The sequence below is a fragment of the Cyanobium sp. Candia 9D4 genome (assembly GCF_024346155.1).
Taxonomy (GTDB): domain Bacteria; phylum Cyanobacteriota; class Cyanobacteriia; order PCC-6307; family Cyanobiaceae; genus Cyanobium; species Cyanobium minutissimum.
In genome coordinates, this window is sequence record NZ_JAGQCK010000007.1 from 70,677 (window position 1) to 87,872 (window position 17,196).

At 63.0% G+C, this 17,196-nt stretch carries 18 protein-coding genes; 8 read left to right on the top strand and 10 right to left on the bottom strand.

From position 1 onward, the window contains the following. Positions 1-18: 18 nt before the first annotated feature. The 4 genes from rfbB to KBZ08_RS13225 are packed head-to-tail and all read left to right on the top strand — an operon-like array spanning position 19 to position 3,420. Positions 19-1,176, top strand: coding sequence for a dTDP-glucose 4,6-dehydratase (gene rfbB / locus KBZ08_RS13210; protein ID WP_254973556.1), 1,158 nt, complete (start codon positions 19-21; stop codon positions 1,174-1,176). Then, the gene (gene cysS, locus KBZ08_RS13215) at positions 1,173-2,672 is read left to right on the top strand and encodes a cysteine--tRNA ligase (protein ID WP_254973558.1); all 1,500 of its coding nucleotides are present in this window, start codon (positions 1,173-1,175) and stop codon (positions 2,670-2,672) included. The genes rfbB and cysS overlap by 4 nt, the downstream gene beginning before the upstream one ends. Continuing rightward, positions 2,672-3,088 (top strand): nucleotidyltransferase substrate binding protein, encoded by a 417-nt coding sequence (locus tag KBZ08_RS13220; RefSeq protein ID WP_254973559.1) that lies wholly within the window; start codon positions 2,672-2,674, stop codon positions 3,086-3,088. Before cysS ends, KBZ08_RS13220 begins: the two co-directional genes overlap by 1 nt. After that, positions 3,085-3,420 carry a nucleotidyltransferase domain-containing protein gene (locus tag KBZ08_RS13225; RefSeq protein WP_254973561.1) on the top strand — a complete coding sequence of 112 codons (336 nt, stop codon included), beginning with the start codon at positions 3,085-3,087 and terminating at the stop codon, positions 3,418-3,420. The genes KBZ08_RS13220 and KBZ08_RS13225 overlap by 4 nt, the downstream gene beginning before the upstream one ends. Before the next feature lie 5 nt (positions 3,421-3,425). Here the strand turns inward: KBZ08_RS13225 and KBZ08_RS13230 are convergent, their stop codons facing one another. Further along, positions 3,426-4,895, bottom strand: coding sequence for a DUF563 domain-containing protein (locus tag KBZ08_RS13230; protein ID WP_254973563.1), 1,470 nt, complete (start codon positions 4,893-4,895; stop codon positions 3,426-3,428). Positions 4,896-4,989: 94 nt separating this feature from the next. Here KBZ08_RS13230 and KBZ08_RS13235 point away from each other — a divergent pair, with 94 nt between their 5' ends. Then, positions 4,990-6,459, top strand: coding sequence for a WcbI family polysaccharide biosynthesis putative acetyltransferase (locus KBZ08_RS13235; protein WP_254973568.1), 1,470 nt, complete (start codon positions 4,990-4,992; stop codon positions 6,457-6,459). A gap of 108 nt (positions 6,460-6,567) precedes the next feature. Here KBZ08_RS13235 and KBZ08_RS13240 read toward each other — a convergent pair whose 3' ends face one another. The 7 genes from KBZ08_RS13240 to KBZ08_RS13270 all read right to left on the bottom strand — a co-directional run bounded on the left by KBZ08_RS13240 (position 6,568) and on the right by KBZ08_RS13270 (position 15,093). After that, positions 6,568-7,143, bottom strand: a complete 576-nt coding sequence (locus KBZ08_RS13240; RefSeq protein ID WP_254973569.1) for an AAA family ATPase — start codon at positions 7,141-7,143, stop codon at positions 6,568-6,570. Between the two features lie 653 nt (positions 7,144-7,796). Continuing rightward, the gene (locus KBZ08_RS13245; RefSeq protein WP_254973570.1) at positions 7,797-9,056 is read right to left on the bottom strand and encodes a glycosyltransferase family 2 protein; all 1,260 of its coding nucleotides are present in this window, start codon (positions 9,054-9,056) and stop codon (positions 7,797-7,799) included. A gap of 164 nt (positions 9,057-9,220) precedes the next feature. Continuing rightward, positions 9,221-9,994 carry a sulfotransferase gene (locus KBZ08_RS13250; protein WP_254973571.1) on the bottom strand — a complete coding sequence of 258 codons (774 nt, stop codon included), beginning with the start codon at positions 9,992-9,994 and terminating at the stop codon, positions 9,221-9,223. A gap of 74 nt (positions 9,995-10,068) precedes the next feature. After that, positions 10,069-10,734, bottom strand: a complete 666-nt coding sequence (locus tag KBZ08_RS13255; protein WP_254973572.1) for a hypothetical protein — start codon at positions 10,732-10,734, stop codon at positions 10,069-10,071. Further along, the gene (locus KBZ08_RS13260; RefSeq protein ID WP_254973574.1) at positions 10,731-12,023 is read right to left on the bottom strand and encodes a glycosyltransferase; all 1,293 of its coding nucleotides are present in this window, start codon (positions 12,021-12,023) and stop codon (positions 10,731-10,733) included. The genes KBZ08_RS13255 and KBZ08_RS13260 overlap by 4 nt, the downstream gene beginning before the upstream one ends. Continuing rightward, positions 12,020-13,735, bottom strand: coding sequence for a glycosyltransferase (locus KBZ08_RS16555; RefSeq protein WP_254973575.1), 1,716 nt, complete (start codon positions 13,733-13,735; stop codon positions 12,020-12,022). The genes KBZ08_RS13260 and KBZ08_RS16555 overlap by 4 nt, the downstream gene beginning before the upstream one ends. A 458-nt stretch (positions 13,736-14,193) precedes the next feature. After that, on the bottom strand, positions 14,194-15,093 hold the full coding sequence (locus tag KBZ08_RS13270) for a class I SAM-dependent methyltransferase (protein WP_254973577.1): 900 nt from the start codon (positions 15,091-15,093) through the stop codon (positions 14,194-14,196). Between the two features lie 59 nt (positions 15,094-15,152). On the opposite strand from KBZ08_RS13270, the gene KBZ08_RS13275 reads away from it, so the two are divergent. From KBZ08_RS13275 to KBZ08_RS13285, 3 genes are all read left to right on the top strand, one after another. Beyond that, positions 15,153-15,311 (top strand): hypothetical protein, encoded by a 159-nt coding sequence (locus KBZ08_RS13275; protein ID WP_254973579.1) that lies wholly within the window; start codon positions 15,153-15,155, stop codon positions 15,309-15,311. A 222-nt stretch (positions 15,312-15,533) separates the two neighbouring features. Beyond that, positions 15,534-15,800: a type II toxin-antitoxin system VapB family antitoxin gene (locus KBZ08_RS13280; protein ID WP_254973581.1), complete on the top strand. Its 267-nt coding sequence runs from the start codon at positions 15,534-15,536 to the stop codon at positions 15,798-15,800. Then, the gene (locus KBZ08_RS13285) at positions 15,800-16,201 is read left to right on the top strand and encodes a type II toxin-antitoxin system VapC family toxin (RefSeq protein WP_254973583.1); all 402 of its coding nucleotides are present in this window, start codon (positions 15,800-15,802) and stop codon (positions 16,199-16,201) included. Before KBZ08_RS13280 ends, KBZ08_RS13285 begins: the two co-directional genes overlap by 1 nt. A 262-nt stretch (positions 16,202-16,463) precedes the next feature. Here KBZ08_RS13285 and KBZ08_RS13290 read toward each other — a convergent pair whose 3' ends face one another. Together KBZ08_RS13290 and KBZ08_RS13295 are read right to left on the bottom strand one after the other, a co-directional pair. Continuing rightward, the gene (locus KBZ08_RS13290; protein ID WP_254973584.1) at positions 16,464-16,874 is read right to left on the bottom strand and encodes a type II toxin-antitoxin system VapC family toxin; all 411 of its coding nucleotides are present in this window, start codon (positions 16,872-16,874) and stop codon (positions 16,464-16,466) included. After that, positions 16,871-17,149: a hypothetical protein gene (locus KBZ08_RS13295; RefSeq protein WP_254973586.1), complete on the bottom strand. Its 279-nt coding sequence runs from the start codon at positions 17,147-17,149 to the stop codon at positions 16,871-16,873. The genes KBZ08_RS13290 and KBZ08_RS13295 overlap by 4 nt, the downstream gene beginning before the upstream one ends. Positions 17,150-17,196: the final 47 nt, after the last annotated feature.

Here is a 17,196-nt window from a genome sequence, read left to right on the forward strand (position 1 = left end):
CCGTCTCGCCCCATCCCGATGGACCCCTACCCCTCCCTCGACCTGCCGCTGCTGCTCGCGGGGCGTCGCCGCATCCTGGTGACCGGCGGCGCGGGCTTCATCGGCGGGGCGCTGGTGCGCCGGCTACTGCGGGACAGCACGGCGACGGTGTTCAACCTCGACAAGATGGGGTATGCCAGCGACCTGCTGGGCATCGCCAACACCGTGGCGGATCTGGGGCCGGCGGCGGAGCGGGCCGACGGGCCGCGGCACCGGCTGCTGCAGGTGGACCTGGCCGACGGGGAGGCCACCGCCGCCGCGGTGCGTCAGGCCGATCCGGATCTGGTGCTGCACCTGGCCGCCGAAAGCCACGTCGACCGTTCGATCGACGATCCCGGTGCCTTCCTGGTCAGCAACGTGATGGGCACCTACCACCTGCTGCAGGCGGTGCGGGCCCACTGGGAGGGGCTGCCGGCGGAGCGGCGGGAGCTGTTCCGCTTCCACCACATCAGCACCGATGAGGTGTTCGGCTCCCTGGGGGCCACCGGCCGCTTCTCGGAGACCACCCCCTACGACCCGCGCAGCCCCTACTCCGCCAGCAAGGCGGGCAGCGACCACCTGGTCCAGGCGTGGCACCACACTTTCGGACTGCCGGTGGTGCTGACCAACTGCAGCAACAACTACGGCCCCTGGCAGTTCCCCGAGAAGCTGATCCCGGTGGTGATCCTCAAGGCCGCCGCCGGCGAGCCGATTCCCCTCTACGGCGACGGGGCCAACGTGCGCGACTGGCTGTACGTGGAGGACCACGTCGAGGCCCTGCTGCTGGCCGCCACCAGCGGCGAGGTGGGCCGCAGCTACTGCGTCGGCGGCCATGGTGAGCGCACCAACAAGGAGGTGGTGCAGGCCATCTGCGCCCTGCTCGACGAGCTGCGGCCCGACGGCTCCCCCCACGCCGGCCTGATCACGCCGGTGGCCGACCGGCCGGGCCACGACCGGCGCTACGCCATCGACCCGGCGCGGATCAGCAGCGAGCTGGGCTGGCAGCCCCGCCACGACTTCGAGCAGGGCCTGCGGGCCACGGTGCAGTGGTACCTGGCGCACGGCGACTGGTGCACCAACGTGCGCAGCCGCGCCGGCTACGGCGGCGGCCGTCTGGGCCAGGCGGGCGCGGGAGCCATGGCAGGAGCGGGCCATTGACCCTGCGGCTCACCAACACCCTCAGCCGCCGCTGCGAGCCCTTCGAGCCGCTGGTGCCCGGGCAGGTGTCGATCTACTGCTGCGGCGTCACGGTCTACGACCTCTGCCACCTGGGCCATGCCCGCAGCTACATCGTCTGGGACGTACTGCGGCGCTATCTGCAGTGGAGCGGCTATGCCGTCACCTTCGTGCAGAACTTCACCGACATCGACGACAAGATCCTCAAGCGGGCCGAGGAGGAGGGCAGCTCGATGGAGGTGGTGAGCGAGCGCAACATCGCCGCCTTCGAGGCGGACATGGCCGCCCTGCACATCCTTCCGCCCGACCGGATGCCCCGGGCCACCCGCAGCCTGGAGGCGATCCGGCAGCTGATCGGTGAACTGGAGGCCAAGGGGGCGGCCTATTCGGCCGATGGCGATGTGTACTTCGCCGTGATGCGCCAGGCCGGCTACGGCAAGCTCAGCGGCCGCACGCTGGAGGAGCAGCAGGAAGGGGCCAGCGGCCGCACCAACGAGGTGGAGGAGGCCCGCAAGCGCCATCCGTTTGATTTCGCCCTCTGGAAGGGGGCCAAGCCGGGCGAACCCAGCTTCCCGTCGCCCTGGGGGCCGGGCCGGCCGGGCTGGCACATCGAATGCTCGGCGATGGTGCGCGAGGAGCTGGGCACCACGATCGACATCCATCTGGGTGGCGCCGATCTGATCTTTCCCCACCACGAGAACGAGATCGCCCAGTCGGAGGCGGCCAGCGGCCAGCCCCTGGCCCGCTTCTGGCTGCACAACGGCATGGTGAATGTGGGTGGCGAAAAGATGTCCAAGTCGCTGGGCAACTTCACCACGATCCGCGCCCTGCTGGACAGCGGCGTCAGCCCGATGACCCTGCGGCTGTTCGTGCTGCAGGCCCACTACCGCAAGCCGCTGGACTTCACCGCCGAGGCCCTGGCGGCGGCCGCCAGCGGCTGGAAGGGTCTGGACGCGGCCCTGGGCCTGGGGACACGCCATGGGGCGGCCCTGGGGTGGGCCACCGCTCCCGCCGCTGCGAGCGCTGCGGTGAGCGCCGCGGACATCGGCGCCGAACTGGCCCGGGCCCGCGAGCGCTTCGCCGCCGCCATGGACGACGACCTCAACACCTCGGCGGCGCTGGCCGTGCTGTTCGAGCTGGCCCGGCCGCTGCGGGCCCTGGCCAACCGGCTGGAGCGGGGCGACACCGAAGCCGGGGCGGCCGGAGAGGCGGTGGCGCTGGAGCCCCGCTGGCAGTTGCTGGGCGAACTGGCCGGTGTGCTGGGGCTGGCGGCGGAGGCGGCGAGCAGTGCGGCAGACGGCACGCCGGCCGAGGCGGCGGCGGCGGAAACGGCGATCCAGCAGCGGATCGAGCAGCGCCGGGCCGCCAAAGCGGCCAGGGATTTCGCCACCGCCGACCGCATCCGGGCCGAACTGGCCGCCGAGGGCATCGAACTGATCGACCGGCCCGGCGGCGTGACCGACTGGGTGCGGGGCTGATGGGCGACCTCGACATCTGCTGGCAGCAGAGATATTCGAACTACTGCCGGGCGCTGGAGCAGCTGGAGACATTCTTCAAGCCCCCTGAACTGAACGCCCGGGAGCAGCAGGGGTTGATCAAGGCGTTCGAGTACACCTTCGAGCTGGCCTGGAACACGTTGCGTGATCTCCTGCTCAGCCGGGGGAACGAGCAACTGCTCGGTTCACGGGATACGTTGAAGGAAGCGTTCCGTCTGGGTCTGATCGAGGATGGCGAGGCCTGGATGCTGACGATTCAGGACCGCAACCTCACCAGCCACACCTACAACCGCTCCACCGCCGACGCGATCGCCGGCCACATCGGCCAGAGCTATCTGGGCTGTTACCGGCAATTGCGGGCTTCTCTGGAGCCACTGCAACAGGAGCCGACACCATGAGCCCCCAGCCCTCCACCACGCCGTTGGGATCGATCCCCGGCATCCCTGAACGGGTCCAGCAGCGGCTGCAGCAGGTGTTCGACAGCCAGGCCCACCTGGAGGCCGTGTGGCTGTTCGGCTCCCGGGCGATGGGACGCCACCGGGAGGGATCGGACATTGACCTCTGCCTGGAGGGGCGCGAGCTCAGCCATCGGGACCGGCTGCGGCTGATGGCGGCGATCGATGAGCTGCTGCTGCCCTGGCAGGTGGATGTGGCGTTGCGCCGGGAGATTTCGGCGGATCTGGCAGCCCAGCTGCAGCGCGTGGGTCGCTGCATCTGGAGGCGGCGCTGAGGCGCCTACCGGAGCCGCTCGAGGATGGCCTGGATCGGCAGCACGCTGCGGCCTGGCACGGCTGGATCGGCGCCGCAGTTGAGCACCTGCCAGTCGAGGCCGGCGGAGCGGCCCGCCAGTTCCAGCATCATCCAGGCGCCGCCGTGGGGGCGGATTTCGATCACCGGGGTGCCTTCCGGGGCGAGCAGGGCATTGGCCAGGCCGGCCCCATGGATGCCGAGGAAACCCCGGGCCCGGCTGATCAGGCCATGGAGGGCGCGGATGTCGACGTAGCCCGGGTCGAGGATCAGTACGCCGTGGTTGCTGAGCTGCTCGAGCAGTTCGGCGTGGTTGCTGAAGTCACGGCCATGGGGAACTTCGGTGGGGGCCGCCAGATTGCGGCTGAAGTAGATCCAGTGATCCTGCAGCGGGAAGGGAGGCGAGGGCTGATGCAGTTCCCGGCGCAGCAGGTCCACCCCGTCGCGGTAGTCGTCGATGGCGAAGGTCCAGGTGCGCTGGTGATGGGGGTGGAAGCCGCTGCCGCCGTTGCAGGCCACCGGCTGGAGCACGAGCCGCTCGACGCTGAAGGCGGCCGGAAGTTCGTCCCGGAACTGCACCTCCCCGGGCCAGAGCAGGCGACGCAGGTGGGCGAGGTTGGCGAAGCGCTCGCGGCAGGCCAGCAGCTTCAACTCCCCCAGCTCACCGGAGAGCCGGCGGATGGCCGCCAGCTGGGGGAGGGTGTCGTGGAAGAAGTGGCCCAGGTTGCGATGGCCGACGATGTCGTTGAGAACGCACCAGGTGCCCTCCAGCCGCAGGGGTGCGGGCTCCGGATCGGGCAGGGGGCGGAGGCTGAGGCTGTCGCCATCGCGCTGGAGCTGGTAGCCGGCGAGCTGCTGCATCCAGGGGGCCTCGGGCCAGCCGGCGGGGAGGTATTGGAGGCAGTCGCTGAACCATTCCCCGTCGGCGATGGCGCCGATGGGCAGCACCACCGCGTTGCTGACCAGTCGGTGGCTGAGCCGATAGGTGTGGAGGGGTTCCGGCCAGGGGAAGGGGGCTGGAGCCGGGGGCGGTGCAAAGAAGCCCAGCGGGATGGGGGCAGCGGCCTGCTCCAGCTGCTGGCGGGTGGCGTGGATCCAGTCGTGCTGTGCCGGATGGAACTGCAGCAGACGATCAATCAGCGGCAGCGCCCGAGCAGCCAGATGGGGATCGGATCGGCCCTGGTCCTTGATCCAGAGCGCGCCGTAGCGGCAGAACTGTTCCTCGAACACGGCGACCCACTCGGGCTCCTCGGGGCTGGTGTCCTGCAGCCAGCGGTAGAGCCGCGCGCCATCGAGGGCAATGGCGATGGCCTCGTAGCGCTGCTCCTCGGGCAGGGCCAGCATGCGCTGATGGCCGGCGGCACCAAGCTGGCGCAACCGGTCGCGGTCGGCCGGTTCGAGCACGGCCAGGGATGAGAGCTGCCGGCAGGCCTCCGCGAGCTGGCGGGCGTCACCCATGGCTCCGGTGCAGCACAGCCAACTCTGGCACCAGTGCATCGCCGCCATGATGGGCCGATCCTGATCGATGCGGCGGGGGGGCCGAAGCCTCTGGATGGCACACACCCCTTTGCCAGCAGAAACGCCCAGGGGTCGGGCCGCCTGTCTGGATCTGGCCAGGGAATGCCTGCGGCGCCAGGGCCTCGCCAGGGTGGCGGAGCTGGTGTGGGACGGGGTGAACGCCTCCGAGGCCCCGCTGGAGGCCGACGAGCAGGAGTTGATCAGGGAACTGGGCCTGGCCTGCCACCAGCAGATGCTGGCGGTGGCCGAGGGCGATCCGGAGCAGGCCATCGCGCTGGCCTGCTGGGGCGCACGGCTGTTCGGCCGCCTGCTGGATCAGGGCTCCCCCCAGGCGGAGTGGGTGGCGATCCACCATGAGCAGTTCTGCCGCTACGGATCCATCTGGATCCATCGGCAACTGACCAGCAGCGACATCAACACCCCCGCCCTGCAACGGCAGGAGCTGGGCGCCACGGCCCTGAAGATGCTCGAGACGCTGGGGACCTATCACGATCCCCTACCGGACTGGGTGCCGGTGTACCGGGAGGCGCTTGTGGCGATGCCCGGTGCCGGCGCCGGAGCCCCCCCATGGCCCGCGGCGGACGGCCTGATCACGATCGTGGGGAACTGCCAGAGCCACCCGATCTTTCTGGGGCTGGAGCGGGCCCTGCCGTCCCATCGCTTCCACTTCTGCGCGCCGGTGCACATGGCCACGGCGGAGGATGTGGCGGAGCTGCACCGGGTGCTGGCTGACACGCAGGTGCTGGTGATGCACCGCGTGACACCGGGCTATCGCGACGGCATCGGCCTGGATGGGGCCACCCTGCAGTCCCTACTGCCGAAGGGGGCTGGCGCCGTGGTGCTGCCGAATCTGCATTACGAGGGCTACCACCCCACGATCGGCTACGCCTACGACGACCGGGGCGAACTGCCGGCGCTGGCCAGCGAATCTCCCCTGGGCGACTATCACGACTTCCTGGCGATGGCGGCCGCCGAGCGCGGCCTGGAGGCCGACGAGATGCTGGCGCTGGCCTGCACTCCGGAGATGGAGGAGCTGCTCCAGGCTTGGCACCGGCGCTCGCTGCAGGAGCTGGCGCGACGGGAACAGGAGTGCGACCTGCGGATCTCCCCCTGGCTGGAGGCGAACCACAACGGGGAAGGCCATCCGATGGCCCTGTTCCACACGTTCAACCACCCCAGCAACCAGGTGCTGGAGACGCTGCTGGAGGATCTGATCGCCCGGCTGGGGCAGGAGCCAGGCGGGGAGCGGCCTGGCCTGGGCAGCCCGGTGGAGCAACTGGGCCGGCAGCGGCACGCCATCCTGCCCTGGACGCGCCGGGCGCTCGCTCTGCCAGCGTGGGCGGCCGCCGAGGGGCGCCGCGACTGGGACATCAGCTGGACGCTGGAGGAGCAGCTGGGAGCCTCCATCGGCTTCTACCGGCGGCATCGTTGGCTGGTGGACTGCAATCGCCAGCAGGAGAAGTACGGGCTGGCGGAGCGGCTGCTGGCGCTGGCGACGGGTTGAGCCGCAACGACCGCATGGCATCCGCGGCGCCGCCATTCAGCTTGCAGGTGGTGGATGCCTTCGCTGATCAGCCATCGCAGGCGAGGGTCATGATTGCCTGGGGGTGGGTCAGGGGTGACCTGCATCGGAGACACCCACAAGTCCCTTGATCACCTGCTCAAGGCCGCTGCTGCTGCTGTGCTTGTCAAAGGGCTGATCAAGAACCAGGTTGGAGTAGCGAAGGCATGATTCCTGAATCTGACCTAGGGACAACTGAGCCTCATTCCCCCTGGCACGCTGCCGGATGTTGCGATGGATCTCCTCAGGTGAGGGATCGAGCCAAAGGAGAGATTCTTTAGACATATCAATACCTGCCATGGCGAGGCTGGCACGCAAGGCACTTCGCCACTGTTCCCAGACCAGAATCGTACCTTCAATGATGATGGGGCCCTTGAAAGAGAGGCAGATCGAGTGGGATTGAAGAAACGAATAATGCAGGGCTTCGATCGCAGATGTGTGCTGCAGCAGAGCCTGCCAAAGCCCCCAGTCCCCTGCGGAGCCAGGTTTGCAGAACGGACAGAGCCGCATGGCTGCGATCAGAGCAAGCTGGTCGGTATGGATGACATGGGCAATCCTGGCCAGGCGCAGGGCCAAGCTGGTCTTGCCTGAACCAGAGGCGCCGATGATGTAGACAATGTGGTTCATCCTTATGGTCCGATCACCTACCTAGAGGCGGTGAAGGCTGGGATCTGCCGCGCGAGCTGCCCCCGCCACGACCCAATCATTCGACGCCACACCACGCTGTGCAAGGGCAAGCACAGAGAGGCAAGCGGGAATCGCGTGCGAGCAGAACACGACCGACTGATCACTGAAACGGGGAGCAAACGCTGGAAGGGCATGCCACAGCAGAGCCGAGAGGCCAACGGACCGGCATGGGCAAACACGCTCGAACGGGATAGAAACCTTGAGCCGAAGCAGAAAGACCAGCGAAGACACCCTGGACCTGATGCGAACGGGCCACGGAAAGGCCAGCAAAGATTATGGGGAGGTTAACAGTCCCTCAAGGGCATCTGGGGCTCCGTTCCAGGGGAAACCGGCAACGCCGAAACTGACGCCCAGGGGAAGAACACACAGAAAGCCCACCGGTCCTCCCAGAAAAAGGCGAGGGCGCACCCGATGACGACAGCAGGATCGTCAGTAAGGCATGGGAAGTCCGATCACAGAGTTGGGGAGAATCAGGCTTGCCGGGCAGCTCTTGGATGCCAGGCAAGTGGAAAAGTCAGGAAGAAGACACTGGCACGCGGACATCAACATCAAGGCCAAACGCTGCGGCAGCAAAGCAGCTGGAGCGCACAGGACTAGATTCTACAGGGCGGAATACCGAGCTTTCCTACATACTTTGCAGTCGTTCGACAATATGATTCGAACATCTCCTCAGCAACGACGAAGCCCCTTTGCTGCATGTCCGCATAGGCAGTTCTCCAATGAAGGGCATAGTGCTGATCCAACTTCGTTGCATTGACGGCCTGTCCACCATTGAGGATCTTGGATGCCACATGCCTGGGGCTACGATACTTATAATGAATGATGCGAGCCCCAACCTCACAAGCCACAAACAGCTTATCACGGGATATATCGTCATGAGCCAACGTATGATTACCCATCGTAAGACCTGAAACAAAACGAGGATGGAATGCGTTCTTTGTGACAATCTGCCCTGAGCACGCCTCAACAATATCAACAAGACCATAAACATCCTGTCTTTCGTCGTAGTGAATGAGCGAGCTATTCGCTGCGTTACAGAGGTGAAAGACGACAATTTCGCACTCCTTTTCCATCATCCGGTCGACAAGCCATTGAAATCCCATTCCTGATGGAAGGTCAACAAATTCATCAGCATCCAAAGGGAGGATCAATCTCAGCTCTTCTCCAGCGCAACAGAAGCAGTCTCTGGCCAGTCGGCAGAGACCCTGTGTCTTCCTGGCCTGGTAATAGCCTTCAATGGGATCGTGTACTAGAAGAACCGTACAGTCAGCGTGCATCCTGGCAAACCTGGAGACAACCGACGCAGTTCCATCCCTGGAAAGATTATCCATCACAGCAAACTTGCGACAGCCCAAGGCATAGTGGTGCAAAAGGTTGGCCATGATCACATCTGCCTCATCACGCACCATCATGCAGATAGCAAGATTATCAACGGGCTCAAGTACTGTGCCCTCTAAATCAGCTGGTCGCAAGAAGTTCTGCTCGATGCTCAGATGAGCTTGGTATATTCTGAGGCGTGCTTCAGCATAAAGAACAGCGGCTCTTGTCTTCGTGTGTGAAATGGATTGCTCAGGACAGGAACCAATCTCTTGAGCCGCTGATGGGATGTCTTCGCGTCTCAGAAAGAAGAGGTATGCCAGCATGTATGGATTATGTGCTTGGGGAAAACGCTGTTTGAACTCATTGATTCTGTGCAGAAACTCCTCGTCGCGTCCCTGACGATCAAGGAGTTCGCACAACTTGGCGAAGAAAAGTCTGGTCGGCATAAATCCAGGAGACTGCGCAAGACTGGATAGAGACCGATCCGCGTCATCCAGTTGGCCGTTCTTCAAAAACTGACAGGCTTCGTCCAAGCTGGCAGCCTGCTCATCTGTCAGGTTTGCCATCATCAAGTTATCGCCGAGGGGCTGAAGGGTAGGATTCTAGAGATCTGCTGTCCAGGCGAGTGTGATGAAGGCAACAGTGATTATGAGAGATGAGCTATCCGTGCGAAGCCGGGTGCGACTGGAGAATTGACTTACAGCTCAATACCCCAATCCGTACAGATGGGAGCACAGATCTCACGGAACCGCTGAGCCTGAACATCAGCAAGACTGGTCTGACGCAAGGTTTTATAGGAGGGTCTTGTGATGGAGGCTGTTAGAACATCCTCTCGGGACTGACTGCAGAGCTCAATCCCATCGGCTACGACGCTATCGGGCAGCCCGAGAAAGTCAAAAAGCTGGGTGACGGTAGCCGTGGGATCCGAGCGAAGCTGTAATTGAGAAACGACGTGAGTATCGGAGGCGAAAGGGGAAGCCAGAAGCTTTTCAATTCCACGCATCGCGGACACCCAGCCCGTAGCGACCTCAACAGGGTCTGTAGCAGGCCCATCACCATCACGGCTGCCAAACTTCAACGACGCAGATTCATAGACTTCAACCGGACTCCGCACACAGACGATGAAGACAGCGTCAGGGAAGACCTCCTTCACAACCCCCCAACCATGGCATGCCACAGCTCCTGGGGTTTTGTCGATGAACTGATCACTCCCATAGGTCCGTCGATAGAACTCTCGAAAAAATCTGGTATTAATATCCTTCAGCTCGTCAAGATCAAGGAGTTTTACAAGTTCTCTGCCTGTGAAGTCAGTGCGCCGACTGTACAGATTGACCTGATGATGAAGTTCCTGCAAAAGGGTCAGCGTATGTGCCTCACCATGCGAAGGCAGCTTCGTGAACGTTGCAATCAGTTTTCCAACGAACGACGTTCCGGATCGTGGGTAGCCAATGATGAAGATTGGGGCTTTCATGGATGATGGATTGTCTACGGTGTTGGATGACTAAGGACTGACCTTTAGGAGATTGGAAAGATCACTCATCTGTCCTAATTGAACAGGGCTCCGAGAGCTTCCAATCTTGAGGGTGTCGACTCCTCCAAGGTCAGCTGGCGCTGCATCACGTGTCGAAGATCTGAAGCAACGGGCTGAACCTGATCCAGAAACGGAGATGCCTCTTTCGCGAAGCCTTCCCAGCAGGATGTGGTCATGGGTACGCCAGCCTGGGAGTAGAAATCTTCGAGACGACGAAAGGCTGCCATGGGGTGGGACATAAAGGCCACCGCCGGGGGTAAGATTGTGGTAGATCCTGCCCCTTCGTGGAGCATCCACTCAGCCATCTCAATTAGAGCGTCAAGAGCATGGCGAATGCCCTGCAGACTCTTCCCAAGATCTGTAACACTTCCGGCCTGTTGCTGCTTCCAAGAGATCCGCTCAACCTGTCTGAGGATCCCATCCGCATCTGAAAGTAAAGCGACCGTAGCAGATTGGGCCACAAGTTGCTTCCAATACACGGGAGGATACCGGTACCCGATCACAAAATGGTGTTGCCTGCTTCGGCTGAGCGATGTAATCCAGTCGCCTGACTCATCAGCGTCAAGTCCTTGGGCAGGGGGGTCCAGGCAGGCATGGCAGTTCTGGACAGCAAGCCGCTCAATAAAGCTGAAGAAGACCGAATCGATGCCAAGAGGCAGAGCGATGCTGAGATGAATCATCTATTGCCTCCAACGGCGAGAGCCTTGTAGTAACTCTCCAGAGCGCGCTTCGGACTCAGCCGAAGGGCGCTCTGGTGAGCAGCATGGGCCATCTCCAGATACTTATCCTGTTCCATCTCCAGAAATAGTGCCATCTTTGCCGCAAGATCAGCAGCATCTCTGGCCACGAAGTTGTAGCCATCGACGCCGTGCTGCACACGCTCCGCCAGCCCTCCGATGAAGGCCGCGATCACCGGCTTGTAACAGGCAAAGGCTTCCGTCACCACCAGGCCGAACACCTCCGGCCAGGTGGAAGGGACGACCACCACATCAATGCCGGCCATGCGACGGATGAGTTCATCGTGCGTGTAGCCTCCCAACTCCACCACCTCCCCATGCTCCCAGGCATGGCTGCCGCTGATCAGCCCTTCCACCTTGCTCTGATACTCATCGGAGGCGAAGTTCTTATTGCCGCCATTGATCACGATCTGAAAGGGCCTGAGGGGCTGGCTGCGGTTGAGCAGGTCACCGGCCTTCAGCAGAACGTGAATTCCTTTGTTGTCGACGAACTGACCGAAGAAACCGAAACGCATCGCCTTCAACCGTTTGGGATCCGGCTCGGGCGCTGGGTAGCGATTCAGATCAATGGGATGGTTGATCACGTGAACACGCTGTGGATCGACCCCCATCTCCTTCACCAGCACGCCACCGAGATGCCTGGCAGGAACGATGTAGCTGTCGGCCATCTCCAACAGATCCACGTTGTACTTGTGTCGGGCCATGAACGAATCTGCCGTAATGTGAGGGAAACACATGGCGCAGAGCTCCGGCTCAGCCTTGCTGCACAGTCCACCGTTTGTCTTCTTCACCATCTGGCCATCAGCCAGGCAGGCGAATAGCATTTCATGCAATCCCACGCTGATGTGCACCTCTGGCAAGGCAAAACGCAACAGCCCCAGTAGATCGATGCCGATGTGCATGTAATGCGATAGAAACACCGAGCGAGGCTCAAGCCTGCGCAGGAACAGGGTGAGATCCTTGATCGCACGTGAATCAACGCAATTATGCCAGAAGTAGTCGTACTCGCCGGTGAAGAAATAGTATTCATCTTCTGCTCCGGGCACCTTGCGCAGATAGGCCGAAGCCTTGGTGCGCAGATTTGTCTGGGGAGATGTGGCGCCGATGAAGCACACACGGAGATTGGAGTACTTGCGCAGATTCAAAAACAGGTCATAGGCGCACTGCTGTGCACCGCCATGCACCACCTTGGGATGGAACAGGCTCAGGATCACCAGGTCGTACTGGTTCATAGGGAATACTCCACGGGCAGATCCATGGCTTCCAGCTCTCGCCGCCACTTCAAGGAAAACAGCAGTCGATTCACATGGCTGGTCGTCCCGCTCAGGTGATAAGGGGCAACGGAGCCGGTGCCCTCTGCGTGATAGAACTTGATGTCATCCCATACCCGCACAGGAATTCCCTCCTGACGAGCCCTGAGGCAAAGATCGAAATCCTCGAAGTGGGCATAGATAATCTCTTCACTGAAACCACCCAGGTGATGAAACAGTGGCGCACTCATGGCCATCAGGGAACCGGAACAGGCGATCACATCAGCCCGCGTCTGGTTACGGCCCACGGAAAAGCCATTGAACAGGGGAAAGGCTCCAGCCTTTGCTGTTGTGAGTCGGGTGGCGGTGAGGCCCTCCTGCATTAGGGTCCCGTCTGTGAAGTACTGGAAGGCACTGTGGATGGCATTCGGTTCGCTCATGGCTCGGCGGATCAACTGGTGATAGTCGGCCACCGAGTCGGCAAACAGATCATTGTTGTGGAATAACAGGCATTCGCCAGTGGCATGCGCGGCACCGAGATTGCACCCGGCCGAGAAGCCGAGATTCGTGGCTCGGTTGAGGATGCCGATCCGTAACCCGCTGCGGATATCGGCAAACCGATCGAGAATGTGGAACGTTTCCGAAAAGAGCTCGGGGGAGTTGTTCACCACGATCAGCTCCAGAGGCAAGCCACACTTCGCCAACTGCAGGATGGCCGGCTTGGCTGCCAGGAAGGTACCCAGCTGCACGAAAATCACCGACGTCAGCGGTGGCCGTGCCAGCGGGGCGCGCGTCAACCAGTGGACCTCCACATCGTTGCGCTCGGCGGCCACGTGCCGGGCGAACAATCCCGAGGCTTCCATGACGGTCTGTGGGGTGAACAGCCTCAGGGAATCCGGCCAGCGGTTGCCACTGTCGATCGACACGCGAAACACGCCCAGTGCGGCTTCAAAGAAGCGCGGCGCACTGGTTTCCTCCGGTACCTCCGCCAGGCAGAGTTCCGCGGAGGTCGGACGTGCCTTGTCTTCGCCCTCGGGCTCCACGATCAACACCAGCCGGCCGAGTTCCGACCAACGACGGAAGCCGGAACAGTCAATCAGAGTGGCAAAGCCATGCCGCTGGTGCTCCGGCAGAGCCAGGGCCTGGCACACGTCAGGCCGGAGATAGAACGTGGCCGATCCGACGGCATGGGCACCAGGCATGAGCGGATCGCTCAGCCGGAACAGGCTGCCGCTGGGGAAGGCTTCACGACACCAGCCGATCAACAGCAGCAGGGAACCGCAGCGCAGGCTGCGATCGAGATGCACGTCCACGGGGGCGCCCGTGTCACACGCCTGGGCCGTGATCGCATCAAGCCGGCCGAGGGGAACGTTGCCATCCACCGTGGTGCGACTGGCCTCGATCGAGGCCCAGGTGAAATCAGGCTGGAGGCCCTTGGCTTCGCGGAAGCACAGGTAAGCCTCTTCCGCCTGCCCCAAGGCCTTGTGGATCAGCCCAAGCTCAAAAGGGATCCAAGGGTTGCTGGCCTGGTCCCGGAACGGGCGCAGAATCTCAAGCGCCTCTTCCGTTCGCCCGCTCTGCCGGTGGGCATGGGCTCGGATGAACGCCAGCATCGGGTCGGCTGTGTCCTCTGTTGTGGCAGCCAGCCAGCGATTCGTCAGCGCGATGGCCTCGGCGAAACGTTCCCCATCCACCAGCTGCTTGGCCCGCCGGAACAGGGCCTCGGAACTCAGTTGCTCGATGCCGGGCTCAACAAAGCCACCCGTGGGCGGGAGCTGGGAGGAAGCGTCAGGGTCGGCACTCGGTGGGGATGGCTTTCCAGGGAGGTCAGTGTCGCCTTCCGAAGCTGGATCCGCGGGACGACCCGTAGCCCGATGACCTCCTGCATAGGCGGCCAAACGATCCCAGTCACTCTGGGATTCCGGATTATGCAGAAGCTTGATCTGCAGTGACTTCCGATCTAGAGAATTAACGGGCAAAGTCAAGCGCAATCCAATGGTGGACAGGATGGATGCAAAGAGAATCTAACCCCCAAAGACCTCGCCTCCCCGTGATGGGTATGGCAGCCTGATGAAGCTTTGATGAAATGTTCCGACCCCAGAACCGATTGGGAAGATGTGTCAATCAACACAGGATGATCAGGCCAGCTGATCTACCGCTTTGCTTCGATCACCAGCACGCCAGGTAGATCCGATCCCAGAACGCCATACTTCCAGCTGGCGATGTGATGCATCTGCGCCGCAGCGAAGCCTGCAGCACGCAGTTGATCAAGCACGTCCCACCCTGGAATGCGGTAGACGAGCGAGCCGCCCACTGGCCGGATCGGATCTCCATGCCGCTCAGGGTCCCCGATCAGTTCTGTCTGATGGGTCACCGGGTCGTATCGCGCTTTCAGGATCGAATCCACCTGCCCGAAAGCCAGTGGGCAGGTGGCCACCAGCCGCCCCCCCGGCCGTAGGACCCGGGCGATCTCCCGGAAGGCCAAGTCAAGCTGAGGCAGATGCTCGAACAGTTCGTTGCAAAGAACGACATCAAAACAGGAATCTGGGAAGGTCAGAGCGCAGAGGTCTTGGTGCAGAACCTCGCTGGTGGCCAGTTCCGCATCTTCCAGGAACTCGCTGCAGGTGAGCCTGGCGGCTCCAAGGTGGCGCCGCATCCACAGAGCAAAAGAACTCAACGCCTCCACCACATACACGTCCAGCTGCACCAGTGATTCCAACGAACCGCAGGTCTGCTCCAACACTCGAAGCACCGCCCGGTTCCGGCTCAGCAATCCGTTCGCCACGAGAGATTCGCGGTAGTTGGGCCCCTGAATCTGAAGGGCCTCCGGCGGAACATGTTCGCCCGTGAGAGGTTCAAGAATTCCAAGCATCTGGCTCACCGCAACAGACTCGTCCAGCAGATTCCCCTGCTGAAGCAGCTCGGCCAGTTCCGGCTGAAACGCGCTGAAGCTGTTGTACGCGCGATGAAGGTCGTGCAGTGCGAGCACCCTCTCACTGGGCATCAGCTGCGGGCGGATTCCGACCTGCGCCAAGGATGCGTCGCCAGCCATGGCTGCAGCCTAGGGAGAAGATGCCTCGGACGCCAGCAAGCTGTTGAACGAATCTGCCCATGATCCTCCCCGGTGGTTCCCGTCTCACCTGGCTGTGGGCCCTGCTGATCGGCCTGTCCGTCCTTCGCGGCTCCAGCCCCCTCTGGCTGCCGCCGGGGTCGCCGCTGCATCCGTCCCTGTGCCGCCTGATGCCGGGGTTGCCGGCCTGCGGGCGTTGACTCTGGCGGCGGCAAAGCCTTGGCGAGCAAGGCGATGCCTGCAAGACGTCATCGCTGTCCCACTGCCGTGGGTGGGGCCTGGCCCCGCCCATGGCTCCTGGCCGCAAACACCAAGACCGGATTCGCCCACGAAACCCACCAGCACCCACAGGCACGCCTGCGGCAGACCAAACAGCCCAGGGGGCGTCTACACTGAATGTCGGTTGTCTACACGCTGGCCTGATGGCGCTGAACATCCGCAACCCAGAGGCCGATCGCCTGGCTGGGGAGGTGGCTGCCCTCTCGGGGGAGAACAAAACCAATGCCGTCATTCAAGCCCTGCAGGAACGGCTGCAACGCCTCAGACAACAGCAGCGTGAGGCCGCTGGGCGCCCGAGCCTGGCCGATCGCCTCGATGAGATCGCCCTGCGTAGTGCAGCGCGACCACGGAAGGACAACCGCACACCCGAGGAAATCCTCGGCTACGACGCCATTGGACTGCCGGGCTGATGGTGATTGACTCATCCGCCATCCTTGCGATTCTGCAGAACGAACCGGAGCGTCGTTCTTTCAATGAGGCCATCCAATCTGCCAAGTTCCGGCGGATGTCCGCTGTTTCCTTGCTCGAACTCTCCATCGTTCTCGAGGCCCGCTTTGGCGCCGATGGCCAAGGAGATCTGGATGTGTTTGTGGCCGCCGCAGAGATCGAAGTGGTCAGCTTCGACCGCGACCAGGCGGAACTCGCGCGCCTGGCCTTTCGTCGTTTCGGCAAGGGACGCCATCGAGCCGGGTTGAATCTGGGCGACTGTTTCTCCTACGCCCTGGCCAAATCCCTCGCTGCACCCCTTCTGTACAAGGGCGATGACTTCATCCACACCGATCTGGCACCGGCGATGGAAGCGGGCCGCTGAAGGGTGAGTGCTCGGCCGCCCTCAGGGACCACACCCAGCGGGCATCCCGCCCCAGCTCTCTCGCGAAGCGTGACCCGGACGCCATCAGGGTGTCGTGTTCCTCTGGTGTGAGCACGAGCGCGTCGCAGCTGAACGGCAGCAGCTCCAGTGGCCAGCGCAGATCGAGGTCGCTGCCTACTCCTGCTGGCTTGTCCCGCCTCGGCACTGTCCATGGCCTGGCCCAGATCCGCGGACGCCTGATGCAGCCAGTCAGCGGATCGGCTCAGGACAGCACCACCAACCGCAGCCCCGGCACCTGCCGAAACGACGCATCGCCGGTGATCATCACCGCTTCATCACCCAGCTGCAGGCAACAGGCGGCCTGCAGCGCATCCGGCGTGCGCAGGCTGTGTTGCCCGCGCAGATCGGTGGCCAGCTCCACCACGGCCGCCGTGAGCTCGACCCAGATCAGATCCGTACGGCAGAAAAGGGCATCAAAGATGGCCAGGGTGGCTGGATCACGGCGACGCCGTGGGCCGACACGACATTCCAACCAGCTCAGGCGGCTGACGGCCGTTCCCATGCCTGGGTCGCTGGCGACCAGCTCGGCCAGCGCCTGCTTGACGCCATGAACCCACGGCTCGCGGCCCTCCAGCACGTAGATCAGGGCACTGGCATCAAAAAAGGCGATCACCAGTCGCGTTCCTCCTCCAGCGCCGCATCGATCTCCTCCTTGGTGCGGCCCTCCGCGGCCGTGGGGCAGCTGATCAGCCACTCCAACGCCGAAACCTCAGGCAGCGGGGCCAGGGCCGCTCGCTGACACAGCAGCTGGTACTGGCGTTCACTGAGCACAACCCCGGCCGTGCGGTTCCGCTTCATCAGATGCACCGGGCCCCTTTGCAGGGCCTCTTCGATGGCGGCGATGCCGCGCCGCTTCAGCTCACTGGAGCTGAGGTGACTGCCGTTCACCCGATCCATCTCACGCCAGGGCCATCCCCTGCCCCACACCCTAGCCG